15 protein-coding genes and 1 pseudogene are annotated in these 22,443 nt (G+C 70.7%); 8 read left to right on the forward strand and 8 right to left on the reverse strand.

From position 1 onward, the window contains the following. Positions 1–397 precede the first annotated feature (397 nt). Both ACFC79_RS25735 and ACFC79_RS25740 read left to right on the forward strand, forming a co-directional pair. Positions 398–1,783: a condensation domain-containing protein gene (locus ACFC79_RS25735; protein WP_376244213.1), complete on the forward strand. Its 1,386-nt coding sequence runs from the start codon at positions 398–400 to the stop codon at positions 1,781–1,783. Next, positions 1,780–3,105, forward strand: coding sequence for an MFS transporter (locus ACFC79_RS25740; RefSeq protein ID WP_376244215.1), 1,326 nt, complete (start codon positions 1,780–1,782; stop codon positions 3,103–3,105). The genes ACFC79_RS25735 and ACFC79_RS25740 overlap by 4 nt, the downstream gene beginning before the upstream one ends. On the opposite strand, the gene ACFC79_RS25745 is transcribed toward ACFC79_RS25740, so the two are convergent. From ACFC79_RS25745 to ACFC79_RS25775, 7 genes and pseudogenes are all read right to left on the reverse strand, one after another. Continuing rightward, positions 3,095–3,754, reverse strand: a complete 660-nt coding sequence (locus tag ACFC79_RS25745) for a YdcF family protein (protein ID WP_376244218.1) — start codon at positions 3,752–3,754, stop codon at positions 3,095–3,097. The two genes, ACFC79_RS25740 and ACFC79_RS25745, sit on opposite strands and share 11 nt — an antisense overlap. Positions 3,755–3,772: 18 nt before the next feature. Further along, complete coding sequence (locus tag ACFC79_RS25750) at positions 3,773–4,804, reverse strand: hypothetical protein (protein ID WP_376244221.1); 1,032 nt, start codon at positions 4,802–4,804, stop codon at positions 3,773–3,775. Further along, entirely contained in the window at positions 4,801–6,126 is a 1,326-nt protein-coding gene (locus ACFC79_RS25755; RefSeq protein ID WP_376244224.1) for a hypothetical protein, read from the reverse strand. Before ACFC79_RS25755 ends, ACFC79_RS25750 begins: the two co-directional genes overlap by 4 nt. After that, a complete protein-coding gene (locus ACFC79_RS25760) occupies positions 6,123–6,380 on the reverse strand; it encodes an acyl carrier protein (RefSeq protein ID WP_376244226.1) in 258 nt (85 codons plus the stop codon). The genes ACFC79_RS25755 and ACFC79_RS25760 overlap by 4 nt, the downstream gene beginning before the upstream one ends. A gap of 12 nt (positions 6,381–6,392) precedes the next feature. Continuing rightward, a complete protein-coding gene (locus ACFC79_RS25765) occupies positions 6,393–7,568 on the reverse strand; it encodes a radical SAM protein (protein WP_376244229.1) in 1,176 nt (391 codons plus the stop codon). A 387-nt stretch (positions 7,569–7,955) separates the two neighbouring features. Further along, a pseudogene (locus ACFC79_RS25770) lies at positions 7,956–8,119 on the reverse strand (IS5/IS1182 family transposase); the annotation flags it as partial. Between the two features lie 519 nt (positions 8,120–8,638). Further along, a complete protein-coding gene (locus ACFC79_RS25775; protein ID WP_376244232.1) occupies positions 8,639–9,061 on the reverse strand; it encodes a YjbQ family protein in 423 nt (140 codons plus the stop codon). Between the two features lie 266 nt (positions 9,062–9,327). Between ACFC79_RS25775 and ACFC79_RS25780 the strand changes: the two genes are divergently transcribed. Beyond that, on the forward strand, positions 9,328–10,449 hold the full coding sequence (locus ACFC79_RS25780) for an NAD(P)-binding domain-containing protein (RefSeq protein WP_376244235.1): 1,122 nt from the start codon (positions 9,328–9,330) through the stop codon (positions 10,447–10,449). A 455-nt stretch (positions 10,450–10,904) separates the two neighbouring features. Here ACFC79_RS25780 and ACFC79_RS25785 read toward each other — a convergent pair whose 3' ends face one another. Next, positions 10,905–12,710: an ABC transporter ATP-binding protein gene (locus ACFC79_RS25785; RefSeq protein WP_376244238.1), complete on the reverse strand. Its 1,806-nt coding sequence runs from the start codon at positions 12,708–12,710 to the stop codon at positions 10,905–10,907. Between the two features lie 259 nt (positions 12,711–12,969). Here ACFC79_RS25785 and ACFC79_RS25790 point away from each other — a divergent pair, with 259 nt between their 5' ends. The 5 genes from ACFC79_RS25790 (at position 12,970) to ACFC79_RS25810 (ending at position 22,310) form a co-directional block, all read left to right on the forward strand. Further along, complete coding sequence (locus ACFC79_RS25790; protein ID WP_376244241.1) at positions 12,970–13,413, forward strand: MarR family winged helix-turn-helix transcriptional regulator; 444 nt, start codon at positions 12,970–12,972, stop codon at positions 13,411–13,413. A 277-nt stretch (positions 13,414–13,690) separates the two neighbouring features. After that, complete coding sequence (locus ACFC79_RS25795; RefSeq protein ID WP_376244244.1) at positions 13,691–16,642, forward strand: FAD-binding and (Fe-S)-binding domain-containing protein; 2,952 nt, start codon at positions 13,691–13,693, stop codon at positions 16,640–16,642. 271 nt (positions 16,643–16,913) lie between these two features. Continuing rightward, on the forward strand, positions 16,914–18,368 hold the full coding sequence (locus tag ACFC79_RS25800; protein ID WP_376244247.1) for a Gfo/Idh/MocA family protein: 1,455 nt from the start codon (positions 16,914–16,916) through the stop codon (positions 18,366–18,368). A 259-nt stretch (positions 18,369–18,627) separates the two neighbouring features. Next, the gene (locus ACFC79_RS25805; protein WP_376244249.1) at positions 18,628–20,532 is read left to right on the forward strand and encodes an ABC transporter transmembrane domain-containing protein; all 1,905 of its coding nucleotides are present in this window, start codon (positions 18,628–18,630) and stop codon (positions 20,530–20,532) included. After that, positions 20,529–22,310: an ABC transporter ATP-binding protein gene (locus ACFC79_RS25810; RefSeq protein WP_376244252.1), complete on the forward strand. Its 1,782-nt coding sequence runs from the start codon at positions 20,529–20,531 to the stop codon at positions 22,308–22,310. The genes ACFC79_RS25805 and ACFC79_RS25810 overlap by 4 nt, the downstream gene beginning before the upstream one ends. The last annotated feature ends 133 nt before the right edge of the window (positions 22,311–22,443 follow it).

A 22,443-nucleotide genomic window follows, 5' to 3' on the forward strand; every position in this document is an offset into this window, starting at 1 on the left:
ATCCCTGCACAAAAACGATCACGGGAGAATTCCGCAATCCCGGCCCCCGGCATCTCGGTGTCGGACCGTCCCGCTCCCGGCTCGCGCCACGGCTCGGACGGCTTCGCCGCGTCGGGGCGATGGCGAGGCGTCCGGCAGTGCGCCGCACGACGTCCGGGAGCAGGACGACCCTCCGGCCTCGGGGCTCGCCGTACGAGAGAGGTGCGTCGCACAGCGACAGGGTCGTACGGACGATCTCCGGCGACGGAACGGGCCGCCTCCGGTCCTTCGGGAGTCGCCCGGTACGGCCAGTGACTCTTGCCGTGATATCGGCGAGGACCTAGCATCCCCTCTCGATCGACAAAATTGGTCCAGTCCAGTCTGGTTCGAGGCTGAACACCACGTCGGGAGAATCTTGTTGCCCCCGTTCCCGCTCGCTCCGGAACAACGGAGCATGCTCTTCCTGGAGGGCCTCTTCGGCCCCGGGATCTTCCGCAACACACTCATCTCCCTCCCGCTCCGCCCAGAGGTGACCGGGGCCCGGGTCCAGTCCGCGATCACGTATCTGCAGCACCGGCAGGAGGCGCTGCGCAGCGCCTTGGTCGGACGTGCGCCCTACCTGCAGCGGATCGAGGCCGTCGACCCTCGGCTGCGCACCGTCGTCGCGCGCCCCGGCGAGAGTGCGGGAGACCTGCTGGCCTCCAGGAAGGCGGCTTGCCTGGGATCGGAGCAGGTGCGCGAAATCCCCGGTCGCGCGGCGTACGAGCTGATCGAGGACTCGGCAGGGCGGGAGCGATTCCTGCTGGTGACTCTGGACCACCTCGTCTGCGACGGGCATGCCGAGCGAGTCCTGACAGCCGAGCTGACGACCCTGCTGGAGGACTCGCTCGGACGGCGCGGGAGCGATTCCGGCGAACATCCGGTGAGGTACCGGGAGTTGTGCGAGCAGCGGGTCGACGCCGCAGCGTGTGCCGAGCGCGAGACACAGTACTGGTCCCGCTCCCTGGACCGCCTCGAACCGGTTTCGGGACTGATCCCCCGGCCCGGCGGATCGGCCGCCGGGCGGGCAGGCGAACTGTTACTGGGCCAGGTGCAGAAGCTCTATCGCGGACCGGCTCTGCACACACTGGTCGGGGCTGTCTGCCGAGCCCGAGGGGCCACCGCTTTTTCGGTGTTGGCGGCGCTGACCGCGGCGGCGATCTGGCATCGTGGCGGGCCCCGTACGCTCGCGCTGTTCACGCCGGTCTCGACTCGGCAACGGTCCGGATTCGGCGTTGCGGCCGGCTGCTTCGTACACGACCGTCCGGTGGTCTGCCACATCGATCCCGCCCAGGCCCTGTCGGACTGCTTCAAGTCCGTCATGGGCCAGAATCTGGCCGCCCTCCGCTTCTCCGCGCTGAGCGTGGCGGATCTTGCCTGCGCCGTACCGCCGTTGGGTGCGGCGCTGCTTTCCGACGGCATCGACTACGTGCAACTGCACGTCGGGATGCCGGCCGAGGCCGCAGCCGGCCCCCCGGCCGCTACGCGTTCCGCCGCCGACACCACCGGTCCGGTGCCGACGCCGGACGAACGCGAGCCCCGTGATCTGGGGCCCTTCCGTCCGGCCCTGGACTTGAGTGTCACCACTCTGCGCTTCGAGTTCACCCCCGAGGCAACGACCGCGCGGGCCTTCTGCGGGGGCCCTCCCGGCGGGCTGGCCGTGGCCGAGAGCCTCGCCGACGACGTACTCGCACTGCTGGCCGGTGTGCCGCACAACGCGGATGGCACGGTCGCGGCCCTGGTCGAGAGCTCGTTGCCGCGGTGAGAGCGCGGGCGCGCTGCGGGTACGGCGGTGCCGCAGCGGCGAAACAGCGTGAACGGCGGCTGTGGTCCCGGGACTTCGGTCTGTTCTTTCTCTCCCGTGCCGTGGCCCGGCTCGGTGACACGATGCTACCGGTGGCGCTGGCCGCAGGGCTGCTGCAGCAGGGCCACAGCACCACGTCGGTCGGTGTGGCCATGGCGGTGCCCACGGTGTCCTGGGCCGCGCTGGTCATCTTCGCAGGGGTGATCGCCGACCGTGTGGATCCGCGGCGACTGATGATCGGGGCGGACCTGCTCCGGCTGGTCAGTCAGTCCTTCGCGGCCGGCATCTTCTTCTCCGGCCACGTGGCACTCTGGCAGGTCCTGGTGATCGGTCTCGTCAACGGTGGCGCCTCGGCGGTCTTCCAGCCCGGAGTGGCCGGCACGGTGCGCCAGTTGTCCGCGGATGCGCAACAGGGCAATGGGGCGATCCGCACCGTCGAGGCGGTGATGTCGCTCGTCGGCCCGGCGGCCGCCGGGCTTCTGGTCGCCGCGGCGTCGGCAGGCAGCGTCTTCGCCGTGCACGCCGGTACGTACGCGGCCAGCGCCCTGTGCCTGTGGGCGATGCGGCTGCCGGACCGGACGGCGTCGTCGGGAACGCGCGCCGAGGAGACGGGTACGACGCCGTCCGCGACCGGTGGCATGCGCCAGGGCCTGAGAGAGGGCCGGCGGGCGGTCCGGGCGCGGCCGTGGCTGTGGGGTGTGCTGGCCCTGTGGAGCTTCTTCGCGCTCACAGCACGTGGCCCCACCACCCCACTGATCGCGACGGAGATGGTCCAGCAGCACGGCGTGACCGACTACGGCCTCGTCAACTCGGCGCTCGGCTGCGGCACCGTCGTCGGCGGCATCCTCGCCATGCGGCTCCGGCCCACCTTCCAGCTGCGGGCCGGAGCCGTGGGCGTTGCACTGTTCGCCGTCTTCCCGTTCGCGGTGGGCAGCGGGCTGCCGGTACCGGTGATCGCAACGGGCGCGGTCGTCGGAGGTCTGGGGATGGCGTTCTGGGGGGTGATGTGGGCGACCAGCATCCAGACCCAGGTCCCGCACGAGGTACTCAACCGCGTGTACGCCTATGACATCGCCGGCTCGATCGCCTTTCTGCCGGTCGGCGAAGCACTGGCCGGGCCCGCCGCGGAGCTGTTCGGCCGACACACCATGCTGCTGGCCGGTGCGGTGAGCACCATGATCGTTTCGGCGGCGCTGCTGAGCGTGCCGGCGATCCGACGGCTGCGGCGGGTCGACGGTCGGGACCGAGGCGGGCCGCGCTCCGGCTGCCCGACTACGACTTGACCAGGCGGCTGTCGAAGCCGGCCCGCACCAGATGGTCGTAGGCCCCGCGCACCGGGGCAGGTACCCGCTGCTCCGTCGCGAAACCGAGCCGTGGATACTCCTGTATCCGCTGCAGCTCTCCTACCAGCATGTCGATGACGAGTTTGCGATCTCCGATGGCCACCAGGTAGTCCTCCAGGCCGATGCGTTCGGACGCACACTGCACAGCGACCTCCGGCCACACCTTGCGGCAGGTGGCGTAGGCCCGCCGCTCCATGTACGGCTTGCAGATGAGCATGACGGAGTCGACGGCAAGGCCCCGCCGGTCCAGCAGCGTTCGGGTGTAGGTGATGTTCTGCCCGGTGTTGGCGGCACGCGGCTCGACCAGCACGGCGTCCTCGGGCACACCGAGAGCGATCGCGTGCTCCCGGTAGTGCACCGCTTCGCCGCGCGGAAAACGGTCCTTGGTGGTGGGGCTGTTGCCGCCGGTGAACACGAGAGTCGGAAAGAGCCCGGCGTGGTAGTGGCCGACCGCGGTCGTCGCGACTCCGAGATCATGGCTGCCGAGTCCGATCGCAACCGAACAGGGGCGGAACGGGCGGTTCAGGAGCAGGTAGTCCCACATCTGCTGCGCGGCGTGCAGATCCTGGTCATGGATGGTGATGGTCATGGGTGTTCCACCTTCGCCTCAGGTTCGCGGGGTCAGCAGGCCGTCGAGCAGATTTCGCGGCCGGGCGGCGGCGCCGAGCAGTGCCCGGTGCAGGGGCTCCAGGCGTTCAGGGGCGAAGCCGCAGGCCCTCCAGTCGTCGTAGGACAGAGCAAAGCCGAGTTGCTGCCACAGCCGTCCGTTGGCGGCCTCGTGGCTGCCCGCCGGCTCCAGCAGGATCAGCGGGGTGGCCGTCCAGAGGCTGTCGAGCAAGGTGCCTCCGCCCGGCTTGCTGACGATGGCACTCGCCGACCGGGCGAGCTCGTACGACAGTTGCCGCCCCTGTCCTTCGGGGGCCGCGGGGACTTCGAGCAGCGGCGGCAGGCCGTCGTCGTGCCAGGGGTGCCAGTCGGGGTCGAGAGTGAAGCAACGGGCCCAGTCGACGGCCGCGGGCGCCTCCGGCACGATCAGATCGATCGGCAGGCCGGCCCCCGCCAGCTCCCGCGCCCGGTCCCGGTAGCTGCCGATGGCCCAGCCACCGCCGTGCACCAGCAACCGCCCCGCGCGTGCGGACCAGGGAATCGGCGGACGCGTGTCGACGGGGATGGTCCAGGGCAGGGTGCCGTCTTCGCGGGCCAGCCACACGTGCTCGGCCTCGGGTGCGTAGCGGCCCGCACGGCGGTACGACGGTGAGACCACGGCATCGACATGGCAGGCCACGGTGCGCGTCGGCCGACGGCCGAGGTAGCTGTCGAGGAGGCGCAGCCAGAAGCCGGAGAACACCACGAAGGTCTCCACCCTCCGCTCCTCCCAGTGCTTCTCCAGCGCTCCCACGGCCTGTGGCGTGAAGTCGTCGACCGGGTCGGTCGCCAGGCGCTGGGCGGCCACCGCGAAGCGCAGATCCCGCTGGAAGCACCGGCGGGACTCCACCACGGCCGCCAGCCGGTCGCCGGGCAGTCGGCGTTCCAGTACGTCGACCATGACGTCCGCGCCGCGCTCCCGCAGCCGCTGGGCAAGGCGCAGACCTGGCACATGGGCGCCGAGCGCCACCCCGGAGGTGAGGACGGCGATCACCTTGTGGGCACCTCCGTGCGTGTCGTGCTGATCCCGGCGGTCGCCGCGCAGTTCTCGGTGCGGGCACGCAGCGCCGGGAAGCCACCCGGTGCGCAGAATGCGGCGCAGACGAGGCGACCCCGCGGGGCACACAGACTGCCGCCGGACAGTGGCAGCACCCCGGGCCGTGCGCCGCCGCCGTACAGCAGTCCCGCCGCACGCAGCGCGGACAGCAGTGATGTCACGTCGGTTCCGTGCTCCACAGACATGTCCTGTTGCCACAGATGCGCCCGCAGGCCGTATGCCCGGACGCGTTCGTCGAGCTCCAGCGTCAACAACCCCATCGACATCCGCGCGTTGATCTCCAGGACGGGCAGCCAGCCGCCGTCGGCCAGCAGCATGGAGTCGATTCCGGCAGGACCGAAGTAGCCCGCCGCCGCCAGGGCACGGGCCACCTGCTCCAGTACGGCCGGATAGCCACGCCGGTCGAGCTCGGCCGGCAGGTCCCGCGGCACCGGGTGGGAGACCGCGTGCCGGTAGCCGCCGTTGGTCATGCCCTGCAGGCCGCGCAGGGACCAGGTGCCGTCACGGCACACCTCCAAGTGGGCGGAGAAGTCCTGGGCCCGCTCGTAGCGGCGCTGCACCACGAGTTCGGTGCGCAGGCCCTCGTCCTCCTGGGTCTGCAGTCTGCGCACCAGGCGACGCAGTGCCCCCGGCCCGGTGACCTCGACGGTGCCGCGGCCGGCCACCCCGTAGGGGTCCTTCACCAGGACCGTGCCCGGCAACCGCCGCACGGCGGCAGCCAGTTCGTCCGCGGAACGGACCACAGTGCCCGACCCGGGCAGTTCGAGCGCGGCCGCCAGCTCCGATGACCACGCCTTGCCATTCACCTGCTGCACCGCGGAGGGGTGCGGCAACTCATCGGCCGTGTCGGGATGTTGTCGCAGCAGCTGTGCGGTCGCCGGGAGCACCGCGTACGGCTGGACGTCCGCGGCCGTGGCCACCGCACGGCACAGTGCGGGATCACCGGCGATCGCCTCTTCCACAGCTGCGCCGGGGTCGCCCGTCGCGGTCGGCCCGGCAGCGACGGACCGAAAGGTGAGACCTGCCGCACCGAGGGCTTCGAGCTGGGCCGGGGCCAAGGTGCCGCGGGTGACCAGCAGGTCGTCCGGCCGACAGGCTGCGGCGAGCGTCTCGTCCAGGCCGGCGACCACCGTGTGGGCCTCGGTGCCCACCAGGCTCGGTAACCTGGCGAGGGAGGCGGGGCGCCAGAGCCGCTCCGCATCGAAGGTACCGAAGCGAGCGGTACCCCGGGGCCGCAGCGGGCCGGTGCCGACCGTCACCGGGAGGGTTCCCGGCGTGCGATGACCTCCGCGCCGAACGTACGGACCGAAGTGAGGTGCTGCAGGCTCAGGTTCTCGAAGTCCAGCTCGATGTCGAATTCATCCTCGATCTGCAGCAGGAATTCAATGGCCTCCAGCGAATCCAGACCGAGCACAGTCACCATATCGGCGTCGGGTGAGATCTGATCGGGTTCGATTCTGCGGCTGAGCACGTTGGCCAGCACCTTCATCACGCGTGTCTCGGTGTCGTTCATCTCGTGCACCGTTCACACCCCGTTCATGTAGAGAAGAATGCACTTCGAGCAGACCGGCATCATTCCCGTCTCCGCCAGGATCGTCCGGACGCGGCGGAACCGTTCGCTCTGCCACAGTTGCAGCGTCGGCGTCTCGTACAGATTCCCGACGACGAACTCCGGGAAGAACTTGCACGAACTCACATTGCCGTCCGCATGCACCTCCATGCGGTTGGTGACGGCCAGGCAGCGGGTGCGCCGCTGCGCCGGCTGCGAGGTGCCCAGGATGAACGACTCGACCTCGTCGTCCGCCAGTTCCGGCTGGTAGCGAATCCGCGGCGACCAGGTGCGCGAGGCCAGCCGCGCCATGGACTCCCGCAGCACCGGCAGCAGTTCCTCGGGAAGCCGGTACGTGTAGGAGTGCCAGGTGGGCCGGGCCGTGCCGGTATCGGGCTCCAGCCAGGCGAAGTGCTCGCGGTAGACCTCGTCCATCGCCTCGGCGACCTGCGGGCCGATGTACCAGGGGAACTGGAAGTAGACGGTGTTGACTCCGACTTCCTCCGCCCACTCCATGAACTCGTACATGCGATGCACGGTGACATGAGAAACCATGCATCCGACCGATACCTGGCCGCGGTACTCGCCTTTTCGTTGCAGGTCGAGCATGGCTTCCATGTTCTTCATCGTCCGTTTGAACGTGCCGCGGCCGCGCAGTTCGTCGTGGTCGGAGTCGAGTCCGTCCAGGCTCACGAGAAGATTGAGGTGTTCGCCCATACGCAGCAGATCATCCATGTTGCGCCGGAAAAGCAGGCCGTTGGTGCACATGGTCACGGTGCGCGGATGGCGTTCGATCAGGCGTGACACCTCGTCGAAGCGACTGTGCATCAAGGGCTCGCCGCCCCAGATGTACAGACGTCCGGGCACCCCCGACGTCGCCTGCAGTATGTTCTCGATCAGTTTCGGGTCGAGTTCCTGCCGCTGCTTGTCGATTCCCCAGTCCCGAAAGAACCCCTGCTCATTCCACTGATAGCAGTGCGTGCAGCGAAGGTTGCACTTGTAGGTGAGCTGCAGGCTGACCTCACGCGGCACGTCTGCCGCATAGGCGCGGTCGGCGCGTAACCCGGCCCGAGATTCAGAGCGAATTGCGACCGTATGCTTGATGTCCGCGAATTCTTTTGCGGTGAGCTTGCGGCTCGTCCTGGGGGACATCTCTCTCCTCGGTTCGGCTGGCAAGGCTAAGCGAATTCGTGGAGCAATGCGACGCATCGTGGCGCGCGCACACCGCCACTGTCAACCGTTACCGGATCGCCGGACATCAGCATCAACTTGCCTGCACCCATGGGATGTTCGGCGGCACGATCCCAGGTGGGGGCCTTGACACCCATAGATGGTCTAGGCCATTATTCCAGGGGCTCACCCTGCTCGCCCGGCATGGGCGAGCCGCTGGATCTGGATTGCCACCCCGGAGGTCGGCCGTGGAATCGATTGCGTCGAACAGGTCTGCCACCGCGGTAATTCAAACCGACTTCACCAGAACGACGACCGGCGCAATATAAACGGCGGAACAGACCGCCGTACCGGCCCATTTGAGTGGTGCCGCTCCCGGGTGAGGACGGCTCGGCCCATGGACGTCATTCGGTTCGGACAGCAGTGCACCCGGCGGAAGACGCGCCGGGTCTTCCGCCGGGCGACGTCGCGTTCGACGTGTCCTCGGGCCTCGGCCGAGCCCGGCCGGCGGTGCGTTCGGTCGGCGTGGGTTCGCCGCCGGACGACGACGAGGAGGCCGCCGGGAAGCTCACCGGCAGGCTGTCCCACCTGCCCGGAACACCCGCGAACGTCGAGGGGTCCGGCAGGGAACAGCACCGGGCGGCGACGCGGCCGTCATCCTCGCAGGCCCGGTCGTCGATGCCCGCGCGGAGCCGAGAGCCGGTGAAGGTCTTCGGCGGCATCCGCGCCTCTTCGCCTCTTCGCCTCTTCGCCTCTTCGATCGAGGCAGGATCCCCTCGTCCCCGCACCGCAATCCCCAGTCGCTCGACGAGCAGAACGTCGCCGCCACCGAGCTGCGCACCCACGGACGCGGCGGCGAGCACGTTCTCCCGCCGACGCCAGGGGACGACGTCGCCGGCTCCACGTGCGACAGGCACCGCACTCCGAGCAGGCGTTCACCGGATCCGCCGCAGGAACGTTCGGTCCCGTGTCGGGCCGTACCGAGCAGGATTCTCGCCGTTCGCGCACGCATGGTGCGGAGCGTCGGCGGCACGACTCAGGAACGATATCGGTCAGCCGAGGAAGCTCAGCCGCACCTGCCGCTCCGGGTTGTCCTTGTTCGTGTCGACCAGGCACACCGACTGCCACGTCCCCAGCGCCAACCGACCCCCGATCACCGGGAGTGTCGCGTGCGGCGGGACGAGGGCGGGGAGTACGTGATCGCGGCCGTGACCGGGGCTGCCGTGGCGGTGCTGCCAGCGGTCGTCGGCGGGGAGCAGGGCGTGGAGGGCGGCCAGGAGGTCGTCGTCGCTGCCCGAGCCGGTTTCGAGGATGGCGATGCCCGCGGTGGCGTGCGGCACGAAGACATTCAGCAGCCCGTCCCCGCCGCGGGCCGTCCGGTCCAGGAACATCGCGCACTGGTGCGTCAGATCGGTGACGGACTCCGCCACTCCGGTGGCGATGTGCAGAACGCTGGTGGTGAAGGCGTGGGGCATGGCTCCATCCTCTCGTTCCGGCCGCGAGACCGCGCGTGCACGGGCCCTGCCACCCGTCGCGGCCGCGGATCGTCGCGTTCGGCATCGTGTTCCGTTCAACTGTGCTCACTCCGCGCGGTCGCGTCGACCCGGCGCGGGTGGCTTCCGTGGCCCCGGTGAGGGACTGCGGGCCCGCCGGGCCGCATGCCCCGGGCGGCCGAGCGGCCGCGCTCCGCTTCACGATCGCGCCCGGGAAGATCCGCACGGGCGGAGAAGTTAGTAGAAGCATGAACAAATCTGGGGCGGGTGCGGCGCACACGGTCGATGTCGTCGTGGTGGGCGCCGGACAGGCGGGCCTGTCCGGCGCCCACCATCTGCGGCGCGTCGGTCTGGAGCCCGACCGGGACTTCGTCGTGCTCGACCGTGCCCCGCGCCCCGGCGGCGCCTGGCAGTTCCGCTGGCCCTCGCTGACGTACGGCACGGTGCACGGCATGCACGCGCTGCCCGGCATGGAGCTGACCGGCGCCGACGACGACCGCCCCTCCTCCGAGGTGATCGGCGCGTACTTCGACGCCTACGAGCGCGCCTTCGATCTGCGGGTCCACCGGCCGGTCGAGGTGAGCGCCGTGCGCGAGGGCGACGGCGGGCGGCTGCTCGTCGAGACGTCCGAGGGCGCGTACGCCACCCGCGCCCTGATCAACGCGACCGGCACGTGGGACAAACCGTTCTGGCCGTACTACCCGGGGCGGGAGACCTTCCGGGGGCGGCAACTGCACACCGCGGACTATCCGGGGCCCGCGGGGTTCGCCGGTCTGCGCGTGGTGGTGGTCGGCGGCGGCGCCTCCGGTACGCAGCACCTGATGGAGATCGCCGAGGTGGCGGCGGAGACGTACTGGGTGACGCGTCGGCCACCGGTCTTCCGGGAGGGCCCGTTCGACGCGGACCGGGGGCGGACGGCCGTGGCCATGGTCGAGGAACGCGTGCGGCAGGGCCTGCCGCCGCGGAGCGTCGTGAGCGTGACCGGACTCCCCCTCACCGACGCGGTACGGCACGCCCGTGAGCAGGGAGTGCTCGACCGGCTGCCGATGTTCGACCGGATCACCCCGAGCGGAGTCGCCTGGGACGACGGCCGCGAGATCGAGGCGGATGTCATCCTCTGGGCCACCGGATTCCGGGCCGCCCTCGATCATCTCGCGCCACTGGGACTGCGCGAGCCGGGCGGCGGCATCCGGGTCGAGGGGACACGGGCGGTGCGGGACGCGCGTGTCCACCTCGTCGGGTACGGGCCGTCCGCCAGCACCATCGGTGCCAACCGTGCGGGGCGTGCCGCGGTGCACGCGATCACGCGGCTGCTGAACGGGACCGAAGCCCGCGCGGAGACCGGGGAGACGGTGGGAGCGGGGGCATGAACGAGGCCCCCGGGGGCGGTCACCGCCGCCCCGGCCCGCTCGCCGGATGCCCGTTGCCGGTGAACGGCAATACGGGGCCGGACCTCCCGCCCCGTCCACCCTGGCGCCCCGCCCGAACCGCACGACGTGACCAGAACACACGAACAGAGGATCGGATGTTCGCTGGAACGCGTGATCGTTTCGCCATTCGTTGCTCAACCGCCCTGCGGCGGTTGATGATTACAGGGCGCAAGCGACGGGCTGCAGACCGCGACTGCGCTGTCCCACAAAAGCATCATGCTCAAGGAGAAACACCGAATGAACGTCATCACCAACCTGCTCGCCGGCATCGTCCACTTCGTGGGTTGGCTCATCTGACCGTTGCTCCACCCGGCGCCGTCGCTCCCCGTCCCACGGGAGCGGCGGCGCCGCCGCGTGTACGGTCCGATCCTCGGGGATCCCGCCCACGACGCCGATCAGCTCGCCGCCGGCTCCAGTGGGGTGTCCCGGCGGACGAGCGCGGCATAGCGGCCGTCCTGGCGGAGGAGTTCGTCATGGGTACCGCACTCCGCCGTCCGGCCGCCGTCCAGGACGACGATCTGGTCGGCATCGCGGACGGTGGAGAGCCGGTGCGCGATGGTGATGGTGGTGCGCCCGGCGGAGAGGGCGTCGATCGCCTCCTGCACGGCGAACTCGGTGCGCGTGTCGAGAGCGCTGGTCGCCTCGTCGAGCACCAGCACGGGCGGATCGCGCAAGATCGTACGAGCGATGGCGAGGCGCTGCTTCTCACCGCCCGAGAACCGGTAGCCGCGTTCGCCGACCAGGGTGTCGTAGCCGTCGGGCAGTGCGGCGATGTGGTCGTGGATCTGTGCCGCGCGGGCGGCCGCCTCGATCTCGGCGTCGGTCGCGTCCGGCTTGGCGAAGCGCAGGTTGTCGGCGACCGAGGCATGGAAGAGATAGGTCTCCTGGGAGACCACGCCGACGGCCCTCGCCAGGGTGTCGAAGTCCAGATCGCGTACGTCGACACCGTCGAGCGTGACCCTGCCGCCGGTGACGTCGTAGAGCCGCGGCACCAGATAGCTGAGGGTGGACTTGCCGGACCCGGTGGGGCCGACGACCGCCAGACTGCCGCCGGCCGGCACGGTCACGTCGATACCGCTGAGCGTCGGACCACTCGTCCCGTCGTAGCTGAAGTCGACGTGCTCGAAGCGGATCTCGCCGCGGATCCGCTCCAGCCGCACCGGGTTCTCGGGCTCGGTGATGTCCACGTCGAGATCGAGGTATTCGAAGATCCGCTGGAAGAGCGCGAGGGACGTCTGCATCTGCACCCCGGTGGAGAGCAGGCTCACCGCGGGCCGGAAGAGCGCCTGCTGGAGCGAGACGAACGCGACGAGCGTGCCGAGGGAGACGGCCGGGCCGTCCGCCCGGAGCGCCATGCCCGCCGCCCAGTAGATGACGGCGGGCATGGCGGCCATCACGATGCCGATCGTCGACATCCGCCACCGCCCGGCCATGCTGGAGCGGACTTCAAGATCGACAAGCTTCTCCGACTCCTCGGCGAAGCCCTGGGTGAGGGAGTCCGCCCGGCCCATCGTCCGGCCGAGCAGGATGCCGCTGACGGAGAGCGACTCGGTGACCGTGGCCGCCATGGCGGCCATCTGCTTCTGGCGCCGGGTGGTGATCTTCTTTCGCTCGCGGCCGACCCGGCGGCTGATCCAGACGAAGACGGGGAGCAGGAGGAGCGAGACGAGCGTGAGCCGCCAGTCGAGCGCCAGCATCGCGACGACCGTCGCGACGACCGCGGTGAGGTTGGAGACCAGTGACGTCGCGGTCGAGGTGACGGTCGCCTGCATGCCCCCGATGTCGTTGGCGATGCGGGACTGGACCTCGCCGGTCCGCGTCCGGGTGAAGAAGGCGAGCGGCATCCGCTGCAACTGCGCGTAGACCGCGGTGCGCAGATCATGCATGACGCGCTGGCCGACCGTGGTGGAGATGAGGGTCTGCAGAACGCCGAAGACGCCGGTCGTCACGGCCGTGAGGATCATGCCGAGGGCCAGCACCGACAGGAGTCCGGTGCGCCCCTGCGGAATTGCCGTGTCCAGGATCTCGCGCAGCAGGAACGGCGAGGCGACCGACACCAGGGACGAGGCGCCGACGAGCAGCCCCACCAGGGCGAGCCGGCCTCGGTAGGGACGGAACAGGCGCAGGATGCGGCGGACCTCTGCGGGCGGCTGGTTCCCGTCCCGGGGCGGCGGCGTCCAGGTGATTTCGTCGGGTTTCATGGGCTCCTTCGACAGGTGTGCGGCGGGCGGATTCGGGCCGCCCCAAAACCGGCGGCGTACGGCCGCGTGCCCGCTCGGCCCCGGACCGGCCCGGACCCCACGTCCTGGGTCCCGGAACGCGGGTCTCCCCATGCGCGAACAGGCCGGTCCGCGGGCAGGCGGGTTCGGGGGTCGCGCGGTCCGGGAGCTCCGGGCTTTCGAGAGCATAGCTCATTGTTACCTATACTCACAATGAACATCATCCTGATATTGTTCCCGCATGGAATCCTCCGACGCAGACGGCGTGCTCGCCGAGCAGTTGTTGCGGGTGACCCGCAGGCTCCAGCGGATCCAGGGCCGCCAACTGGAACCGATCGGGATCACCCCCGCGCAGTTCCGGCTGCTCCGCATCGTGGCGCACTACGACGGGCCGCCCCGGATGGCGGATCTGGCCCGGCGGCTGGATGTCGTCCCGCGCGCGGTGACGAGTCTGGTCGACGGCCTGGAGGCGAGCGGGCGGGTGCGCCGCGCGCCCGATCCGGACAACCGCAGGGTGGTCCGGATCGAGATCACCGAGGAGGGGATCGCCACCCTCCGGTCGCTGCGCGACGCGCGCCGTGCCGCCGCGGAGGAGATCCTGGCCCCGTTGACCACCGATCAGCGCGAGGTGCTCGGCGGCCTGTTGTCCGCCCTGGTCAACGGCATGCCGGAGCACCGCTGCTAGGGCGTGTGTCGAGAGTCCCGCCCGGCCGGGGCGTCTGGCACGCGCGCTCGTCGCGTTGTCGGTCGTCGGCGCAGCCCGCTGCACTCTCCTCCCTCCGCCTTGCGATCGCACGCACCGGACGTCCCCGGCCCCGCCCTCCGGGCGGACGACGCTACTTTCGATACACGCCCCAAACCTGTGGGCACAGATGTGCGCCCGGCGGTGCCCCTGCGACACCGTCGCGACGTACCGCACCGCACCGCACCGCACCAAACAGAACCGCCGAGGAGAGCCCGCCATGCCACTGCTGGAGCCCAAGCCGGAAGCACTCCGCCCCGGAACCGTGCGCACGCCGTCCCCGGACCGGGTCCCCGACGGGCGAGCCACGGGTACGCCCGAACCACTGCGCGGCGACCTGATCCGCCTGCTGGGGCCGGAGAAGGTGCTGTGGAAGGTCTCCGACCTGGTGAAGTACGCCTCCGACGCCAGCCCGTACCGGTTCGTCCCCCGGGTCGTCGTGGTCCCGGAGGACATCGACGACATCTCGGCAATCCTGTCGTACGCGCATGGCAAGGGGCGCGAGGTCGTGTTCCGGGCGGCCGGCACCAGCCTGAACGGCCAGGCCCAGGGCGAGGACATCCTGGTCGACGTGCGCCACCACTGGGCGGGCATCGAGGTGCTGGAGGACGGCGCGCGGGCCCGCATCCGGCCGGGCACGACCGTCGTGCGGGCCAACGCGGCACTCGCCCGGTACGGCCGCCTGCTCGGCCCGGACCCGGCCAGTGCCATCGCCTGCACGATCGGCGGAGTCGTCGCCAACAACGCCTCCGGCATGACCGCGGGCACCACCCGCAATTCGTACCGCACCGTCTCCTCCCTCACCTTCGTGCTGCCGAGCGGCACGGTCGTCGACACCGGCGATCCCGCGGCGGACGAGGACCTGGCCCGGGCCGAGCCCCGGCTCTGCGAGGAACTGATGGCGCTCAAGGCGGACATCGAGGCGGATGCCGCGCTCACGGCACGAATCCGCGCCAAGTACGAGATCAAGAACACCAACGGCTACCGGCTCGACGCCTTCCTGGACGGCTCGACGCCGGTGGAGATCCTCCGAGGTCTGATGGTCGGTTCGGAAGGCACCTTCGGCTTCATCTCCGAAGTCGTGTTCGACACGCTCCCGTTGGACCGGCGCGTGTCCACCGCCCTGTTGTTCTTCCCCTCGCTGACCGCGGCAGCGGCCGCGGTGCCCCGCTTCAACGAGGCCGGGGCGATCGCCGTCGAACTGATGGACGGCAACACCCTGCGCGCGTCGGTGAGCGTCCAGGGCGTGCCCGCGGACTGGGCCGAGCTGCCCAAGGAGACCACGGCGCTGCTGGTGGAGTTCCGGGCCCCGGACGAAGCGGGCCAGGAGACGTACGAGCGGGCCGCGGCCGCCGTCGTCGAGGGGCTCGACCTGGTCGCGCCCGTGGCCTCGGTAAGCAACGAGTTCACCCGCGATGCCAAGGTCATCGCGGGCTACTGGAAGGCCCGCAAGGCGTTCGTCACCGCTGTCGGCGGCTCCCGCCCCTCGGGGACGACGCTGATCACGGAGGACTTCGCGGTGCCGCCGTCACGGCTCGCCGACGCCTGCGAGGAGCTGCTCGCGCTCCAGGCGGAGCACGGCTTCGACGCCGCCGTCGCCGGGCACGCGGCGCACGGCAACCTCCACTTCCTGCTCGCCTTCGACGCGGCGAAGCCGTCCGACGTCGACCGGTACGCCGCGTTCATGGACGACTTCTGCCGACTTACCGTGGAACGCTTCGACGGCTCCCTGAAGGCGGAACACGCCACCGGCCGCAACATCGCCCCGTTCCTGGAGCTGGAGTGGGGCCCGAGGGCGACCGAGCTGATGTGGCGCACCAAGCAGGTCATCGACCCCGACGGGGTGCTGGCCCCGCGCATCGTGCTCGACCGCGACCCGAAGGCCCATCTGCGCGGGCTCAAGACGATCCCGAAGGTCGAACTGATCGCGGACCCCTGCATCGAGTGCGGCTTCTGCGAACCCACCTGCCCCAGCCACGACCTCACCACCTCGCCCCGCCAGCGCATCGTGCTGCGCCGGGAGATGATGCGGCAGCCGGGCGGCGCACCGGTCGAATCGCGCCTGCTGGAGGCGTACGGCTACGACGCCGTCGACACCTGCGCGGGCGACTCGACCTGCAAGCTGGCCTGTCCCGTCGGCATCGACACGGGCGCCATGATGAAGGACTTCCGCCACCGGCGGCACTCCGCCCGCGAGGAGCGGGTCGCGGCGCTCACCGCGAAGAACTTCAAGGCTGTGGAGGCGGCGGCACGACTCGCGGTCGCGGCGGCCGGGCGGATCGAGGACCGGCTCGGCGACGGCCCGCTGGAGACCATCACCGGGCTCGCCCGCAAGGCCGTTCGCCCCGATCTGGTGCCCGAGTGGCTGCCCGAGATCCCCGGCGCCGCCGCACGGAAGCTGCCCCGCACCTCCCGTGCCGGGGCGAGCGCCGTCTACTACCCGGCGTGCGTGAACCGCATCTTCGGCGGCCCCGAGGGCCATCGCGGCCCGTCGCTGCCGCAGGCCGTCGTCGCCGTGTCCGCCCGCGCCGGGAAGCCGGTGTGGATTCCGGACGACGTCGCGGGTACCTGCTGCGCGACGATCTGGCACTCGAAGGGGTACGACGAGGGCAACACCCTGATGGCCAACCGCATCGTGGAAGCAGCCTGGGGCTGGACGGCGGGCGGAAGGCTGCCCCTGGTCGTCGACGCGTCGTCGTGCACCCTGGGCATCGCCCACGAGGTGGTGCCCTATCTCACCGACGACAACAAGGAGTTGCACCGGGAGCTGACCATCGTCGACTCCCTGGTCTGGGCGGCCGACGAGCTGCTCCCCGAACTGACCGTGCTCCGGAAAATCGATTCGGCGGTGCTGCATCCGACGTGCTCCATGCAGCATCTGGGCGATGTGGACCAGCTGCGCACGGTCGCGGAGGCGTGCGCGCACGAGGTGGTCGTTCCCGACGACGCCGGATGCTGCGCCTTCGCGGGCGACCGCGGCATGCTGCACAAGGAGTTGACCGCGTCCGCCACGGCGAAGGAGGCCGCGGAGGTGAACACGCGGGAGTACGACGCCCACCTCTCCGCCAACCGCATGTGCGAGATCGGCATGGACCGGGCCACGGGACACTCGTACTACTCCGTGCTGATGGAGCTGGAGCGGGCGACGCGGCCGGGGCCCGTGGCGCGGTGATCGCCGCAGGCCGTCCGACGCCCCGGCCCGTCCCGGTCGTCCAACGGCCCCGGCTTTCCCGTTGATGTCCTCGTGCCGCGGCAGGCACGAGATGAGCCCGGCGGTTCGGTCGTCTCCGAGCCGCCGGGCTTTCGTACGCCCACAAAAGTCCATGGTTTCGGCCCGGGAGTCCAATCGCTCCCCTTGCGCATCAGCGGCCTCGACCACCAAGGTCCTGCACGAGGTTCATTCACCGGCCGCGCACGTCAGACCCCCCCCTTCTGGAGGATCGATGAACGACGCAGCACAGCAGGACGGCGGTATGCGGGAGGACGACGAGGGTTCGATGAGCCGTCGCTCGGTCCTGTGGACGACTGCCGGGGTGGCGGGGGCCGGGCTCGGCCTCGGCGGCCTCGGCGGCGGGAGCGCGTACGCCGCCGGACCCGCCCGGAGCCCGGACGCCGCCGCTTCGGACCGGTCGTCCGCTCCGAAGCGCCGGGGACGGACCATGGTCGGGGTGCCGTTCGACCGGCGCTCCACCGTTCGGGTCGGTCTCGTCGGCCTGGGCAATCGCGGTGGCAGCATGATCGATCTCTTCCTCGCCGTCGGCGGCGTCCGGGTCGTCGCGGTGTGCGACCCGGTCCGGGCCAAGGCGGAACGGGCGGCGGCGAAGGTGACCGCGGCGGGGCAGCCCACGCCGGCCGTCTACGCCAGTGGCGAGGACGACTACGAGAATCTCTGCAAGCGCGGGGACATCGACTTCGTCTACGTGGCGACGCCCTGGGACTTCCACTTCGAGATGGCGAAGACCGCCCTGCTGAACGGCAAGCACGTCGGCGTGGAGTGCCCGATCGCCCTCCGGCTCGACCAGCTGTGGGAGTTGGTCGACCTCTCCGAGCGCACCAGGCGTCACTGCATGCAGTTGGAGAACTGCTGCTACGGACGGAACGAGATGCGGGTGCTGCGGATGGCGCACGCCGGGCTCTTCGGTGACCTGTTGCACGGTGCGGGCGCGTACAACCATGATCTGCGCGGCCTGATGTTCGACCCTGACTACTACGAGGGCCCCTGGCGCAGGCTGTGGCACACCCGGCTGCGCGGTGACCTCTACCCCAACCACGGTTTCGGCCCGGTCGCCAACTACATGGACATCAATCGCGGCGACCGCGCGGTCAGCATCACCAGTGCCGGATCGCCGTCGCTGGGACTCGCCGAGTACCGCAGGAACAACATGCCGGCCGACGACCCGAGTTGGAAGGAGACCTACATCGAGAGCGACCGGACGATCAGTCTCGTCCGGACCGCCAAGGGGCGGGTCATCCGGCTGGAGCACGACGTGTCCACCCCGCACCCGTACTCCCGGATCAACAGCCTCGGCGGGACGAAGGGCGTCTTCGAGGACTATCCGGAGCGCATCTACCTAGAGCCGGACCACACCGACGACAGCTGGGGCGACTTCTCCGCGTACGCCCGGTGGGACCATTGGCTCTGGAAGAAACACGCCAACCCGCCGGGAGGGCACGGCGGCATGGACTACATGCTGGTATTCCGGCTGATGCAGTGCATGCGGCTCGGTCTCGTGCCGGACTTCGACGTGTACGACGCGGCGACGTGGACGGCGCCGGTGCCGCTCAGCCATCTGTCCATCAAGGCCCAGGGCGCGCCGCAGCAGATTCCGGACTTTACCCGCGGCGAGTGGAAGAAGGCACGTTCCGGGATGGATTCGGAGGATCCGGAGAAGTCCTGACCGATCCGCGAACGGGATTGTGGGGACCGGGCTGCGGAAAGGCTCCGCCGAGCCGGGGCCGGCCCGGTCCCCGCAGGCCCCCGGCAGGGCGCTCCCCCGCGAGCACCCACTCCTGGACGCAGGGGTTCCGCGGCCGGATCCTGCTGCTGCTCAACGTCATCATGGAAAAATTCAATTGCCCGGGTGAACCCATTAGGGCGAGCCTTGGACAGTTTGCGACATTCGCTGATCAATTCAGCACACCGAACCATGGGACGTCATGCAAATTCGCGATCTTCCGTACTCGGACCCCGGTGATCCCGATGTACGGTCGGGCCCCCATTTCCTGCTCTGGCTCGGCCGCAATCAGCTCGGCGGCCAGCTCAGGGCCGTCTTGTGGGGTCTGTTGCACCAGTGTTCCCTGGCAGGCCTTCCCCCCGCCGTCGGCCTCGCCGTACAGGCCGTCGTCGACCGCTCCGGCAGTCGGCTCGCGTGGGCGGGCGGTCTCATCGCCGTCCTGGGCGTCCTGATGGCGGTCGGCGACACCATGCTCCACCGGGCCGCCATCACCAACTGGATCACCGCCGCCGCACGCGTCCAGCAGCTGCTGGCGCGCAAGACCGCCGAACTCGGTTCGGCGCTGACCCACCGGGTCGCCGCGGGCGAGGTCGTCGCCGTGTCCACCGGTGACGTCGAGAAAATCGGCTGGTTCGTCGAGGCCCTCTCCCGCTTCGCCGCGGCGGCCGCCGCCCTCGTACTGATCTGTGTCGGGCTCGTCCTCTACCTTCCCTCGCTGGGCATCCTGGTGGCGCTCGCCGTGCCCGTGCTGGCCCTCGCCGTACTGCCCCTGCTCCCCCGGGCCACCCGGCGCGCCGACCTGCAGCGCGACAAGGCGGGCAGGGCCGCCGAACTGGCTTCGGACACCGTCGCCGGACTGCGCGTGCTGCGCGGGATCGGCGGCGAGCGGCTGTTCCTCGACCGCTACCGGCGTGCCTCGCAGGAGGTCCGCACCGCTGCGGTGCACAGCGCACGGATGTGGTCGCTGATCTCGGCGATCCAGGTGCTGCTGCCGGGCCTGCTGCTGATCTCACTGGTCGTGTACGGGGCGGTGCTGGCCCGCGACGGCCGGATCGGGGTCGGTCAACTGGTCACGGTCTACAGCGCGGCGACGCTGCTGCTGTTCCCCCTGCGCCACGTCGAGGAGATCGCGATGGCGTACTCCTTCTCCCGGCCCTCCGCCCGGCGCGCGGTCCGGGTGCTGTCGCTGCGCCGCGCCGACCGGCCCTCGACCATCGACGCCGCGCCGACCGGCGATCTGTACGACCCGGCCACCGGGCTGCTCGCCCCGGCGGGCCTGTTCACCGCGGTGGTCTGCGGCGATCCGGACGAAGCGGGCCGACTTGCCGAACGCCTCGGCGGACACGCGCACAACGACACGGCCCCGCACACGGGCCCCGACACCCCCGCCGGCAAAAACCCCGAGGCCGACAAGGACGGCAGCGGCACGGCGGAGAACGGTCCGGCCGACGGCCGGACGGGGCACGGACCGCCGTCCGTGCTGCTCGGCGACGTGCCGCTGGACGAACTCCCGCTGGACTCCGCCCGCACCGCCGTCCTGGTGCAGGACAAGGACCCGGTACTGCTCTCGGGCACCCTGCGCGGCCTGCTGGACGTGCCGTCGTCCGGCCGGGTGTCCGCCGAGGAGGCGCTGTCCGCCGCCCGGTGCGGGGATGTGCTGGACGCGTTGGCACAGGCGTCCGCCGCCACGGACGGGGACCCGATGTCGACGCGCATCACCGAGCGCGGCCGCTCGCTCTCCGGCGGTCAGCGACAGCGGCTCGCACTGGCCCGCTCGCTGGTGACCGACCCGGAAGCGCTGGTTCTCGACGAGCCGACCTCGGCCGTCGACTCGCACACGGAGGCGCGGGTCGCCGCCGGCATCAAGGAGCTTCGCCAGGGCCGCACCACCGTGGTGTTCGCCTCGTCGCCGTTGCTGCTCGACCTGGCGGACCGGGTGGCGCTGATGCACCGGGGCACGGTCGTCGCGGTCGGAACGCACCGGGAACTGCTGCGCGTGGAACCGCGCTACCGGGCGGTCGTGACGCGCGAGACGGAAGAAGAGATCGCGAACCCGATCGGCGGGAACGCACCCAGGACGATCGAGAAAGTCGAGGAACGGGCATGATCGGCGTCGCGGAACCGACGTACGACCCCGCGGCACCGGAGTCGGCGACGACCCTGCCGGTGGGCACCCCCGTCACCGTGCGGAGCTATGTGCGGGGGCTGCTGCGGCGTCACCGCGGACCGTTCGCCGTACTGATCGCGTTCAACGCCGTCGCCGTGATCGCGTCGATCGTCGGCCCGTACCTGCTGGGCGGGCTGGTCGAGGACCTCTCCGCCGGTGTCGAGGACCTCCATCTGGGACGCACCGCCGTCGTGTTCTCGCTGGCGCTGGTCGTGCAGACCGTGTTCACCCGGATGATGCGGCTGCGCAGCGCGATGCTCGGTGAGGAGATGCTGGCGGATCTGCGCGAGGACTTCCTCGTGCGGTCGGTCGCGTTGCCGCCGGGCGTGCTGGAGCGGGCCGGGACCGGTGACCTGCTGTCGCGGATGACCACGGACATCGACCGGCTGGCCAATGCGATGCGCGAGGCCGTTCCGCAGCTGGCGATCGGCGTGGTGTGGGCCGGGCTGCTGCTCGCCGCGCTCACCGCGACGGCCCCGCCGCTGGCCCTCGCGGTCCTGATCGCCCTGCCCGTCCTGATTCTGGGGTGCCGTTGGTACTTCCGACGGGCACCGTCCGCGTACCGTTCGGAGGCCGCGGGGTACGCGGCGGTGGCGGCGACGCTGGCGGAGACCGTGGACGCCGGGCGGACGATCGAGGCGCACCGCCTGGGCGCGCGCCGGATCGCGCTGTCGGACCGGCGGATCAAGGAGTGGACCGCGTGGGAGCGGTACACGCTGTTCCTGCGTTCCGTGCTCTTCCCCGTCATCAACACCACCTATGTGGTGATCCTCGGCGCGGTCCTGATGTTCGGCGGCTGGTTCGTCATCGAGGGCTGGCTGACGGTCGGGCAGCTGACGACCGGCGCGTTGCTGGCACAGATGATGGTCGATCCGATCGGCCTGATCCTGCGCTGGTACGACGAGTTGCAGGTGGCGCAGGTGTCGCTGGCCCGGCTGGTCGGCGTGCGGGACATCGAGCCGGACGCGGGCGATGCGCGGATCGTCCCAAACGGTCGGGACGTGCGTGCCGACGAGGTGCGCTTCGGCTACCGTGCCGGGCTGGACGTCCTGCACGAGGTGTCGTTGGACGTCGCACCCGGCACGCGTCTCGCGCTGGTCGGGCCGTCCGGGGCGGGCAAGTCCACGCTGGGCCGGTTGCTGGCGGGGATCTACGCCCCGCGCATGGGTGAGGTCACGCTCGGTGGCGCGGAGCTGTCGCGGATGAGGGCCGAGGACGTGCGGACGCACGTGGCGCTGGTCAACCAGGAGCACCACGTGTTCGTCGGGTCGCTGCGGGACAACCTCCTGCTCGCCAGGACGACCGCCCAGGACGCCGAGCTGTGGGCGTCCCTCGCGGCGGTCGACGCGGACGGCTGGGCGAGGGGCCTGGAGGAGGGGCTGGACACCGAGGTCGGTTCCGGTGGTCTGGCGCTGACTCCGGCCCAGGCGCAGCAGATCGCCCTGGCCCGGCTGGTCCTCGCCGATCCGCACACGCTGGTCCTGGACGAGGCGACGTCGCTGCTGGATCCGCGGGCCGCCAGGCACCTGGAGCGGTCGCTGGCCCGGGTGCTGGACGGCCGAACGGTCGTGGCGATCGCCCACCGGTTGCACACCGCCCACGACGCGGATGTGATCGCGGTGGTGGAAGGCGGCCGGATCAGCGAACTCGGCAGCCACGACGAGTTGGTGGCCGCGGACGGCGCGTACGCGGCGCTGTGGCGGTCCTGGCACGGCTGAGCAGCGATCGTGCCGCGGGTGCCGTGCGGCTCCCCGCCCGTCGGCCCGCCCTCGGCGGACGGCGGGCGGGCCGACCCCGCGGTGCCGGTGGGTGCGGCGCGGGTGACCGGGCGCCTCGGGAGGCGGCTCGGGG

It is taken from the genome of Streptomyces sp. NPDC056061 (genome assembly GCF_042266885.1).
Lineage (GTDB): Bacteria > Actinomycetota > Actinomycetes > Streptomycetales > Streptomycetaceae > Streptomyces.

What these genes read in the sequence shown, in the direction of transcription:
- ACFC79_RS25745 (WP_376244218.1), bottom strand. Translation starts at nt 3,754, where the DNA reads ATGACCATCACCATCCATGACCAGGATCTGCACGCCGCGCAGCAGATG.
- ACFC79_RS25760 (WP_376244226.1), bottom strand. Translation starts at nt 6,380, where the DNA reads ATGAACGACACCGAGACACGCGTGATGAAGGTGCTGGCCAACGTGCTC.
- ACFC79_RS25765 (WP_376244229.1), bottom strand. Translation starts at nt 7,568, where the DNA reads ATGTCCCCCAGGACGAGCCGCAAGCTCACCGCAAAAGAATTCGCGGAC.
- ACFC79_RS25775 (WP_376244232.1), bottom strand. Translation starts at nt 9,061, where the DNA reads ATGCCCCACGCCTTCACCACCAGCGTTCTGCACATCGCCACCGGAGTG.
- ACFC79_RS25780 (WP_376244235.1), top strand. Translation starts at nt 9,328, where the DNA reads ATGAACAAATCTGGGGCGGGTGCGGCGCACACGGTCGATGTCGTCGTG.
- ACFC79_RS25785 (WP_376244238.1), bottom strand. Translation starts at nt 12,710, where the DNA reads ATGAAACCCGACGAAATCACCTGGACGCCGCCGCCCCGGGACGGGAAC.
- ACFC79_RS25790 (WP_376244241.1), top strand. Translation starts at nt 12,970, where the DNA reads ATGGAATCCTCCGACGCAGACGGCGTGCTCGCCGAGCAGTTGTTGCGG.
- ACFC79_RS25795 (WP_376244244.1), top strand. Translation starts at nt 13,691, where the DNA reads ATGCCACTGCTGGAGCCCAAGCCGGAAGCACTCCGCCCCGGAACCGTG.
- ACFC79_RS25800 (WP_376244247.1), top strand. Translation starts at nt 16,914, where the DNA reads ATGAACGACGCAGCACAGCAGGACGGCGGTATGCGGGAGGACGACGAG.
- ACFC79_RS25805 (WP_376244249.1), top strand. Translation starts at nt 18,628, where the DNA reads ATGCAAATTCGCGATCTTCCGTACTCGGACCCCGGTGATCCCGATGTA.
- ACFC79_RS25810 (WP_376244252.1), top strand. Translation starts at nt 20,529, where the DNA reads ATGATCGGCGTCGCGGAACCGACGTACGACCCCGCGGCACCGGAGTCG.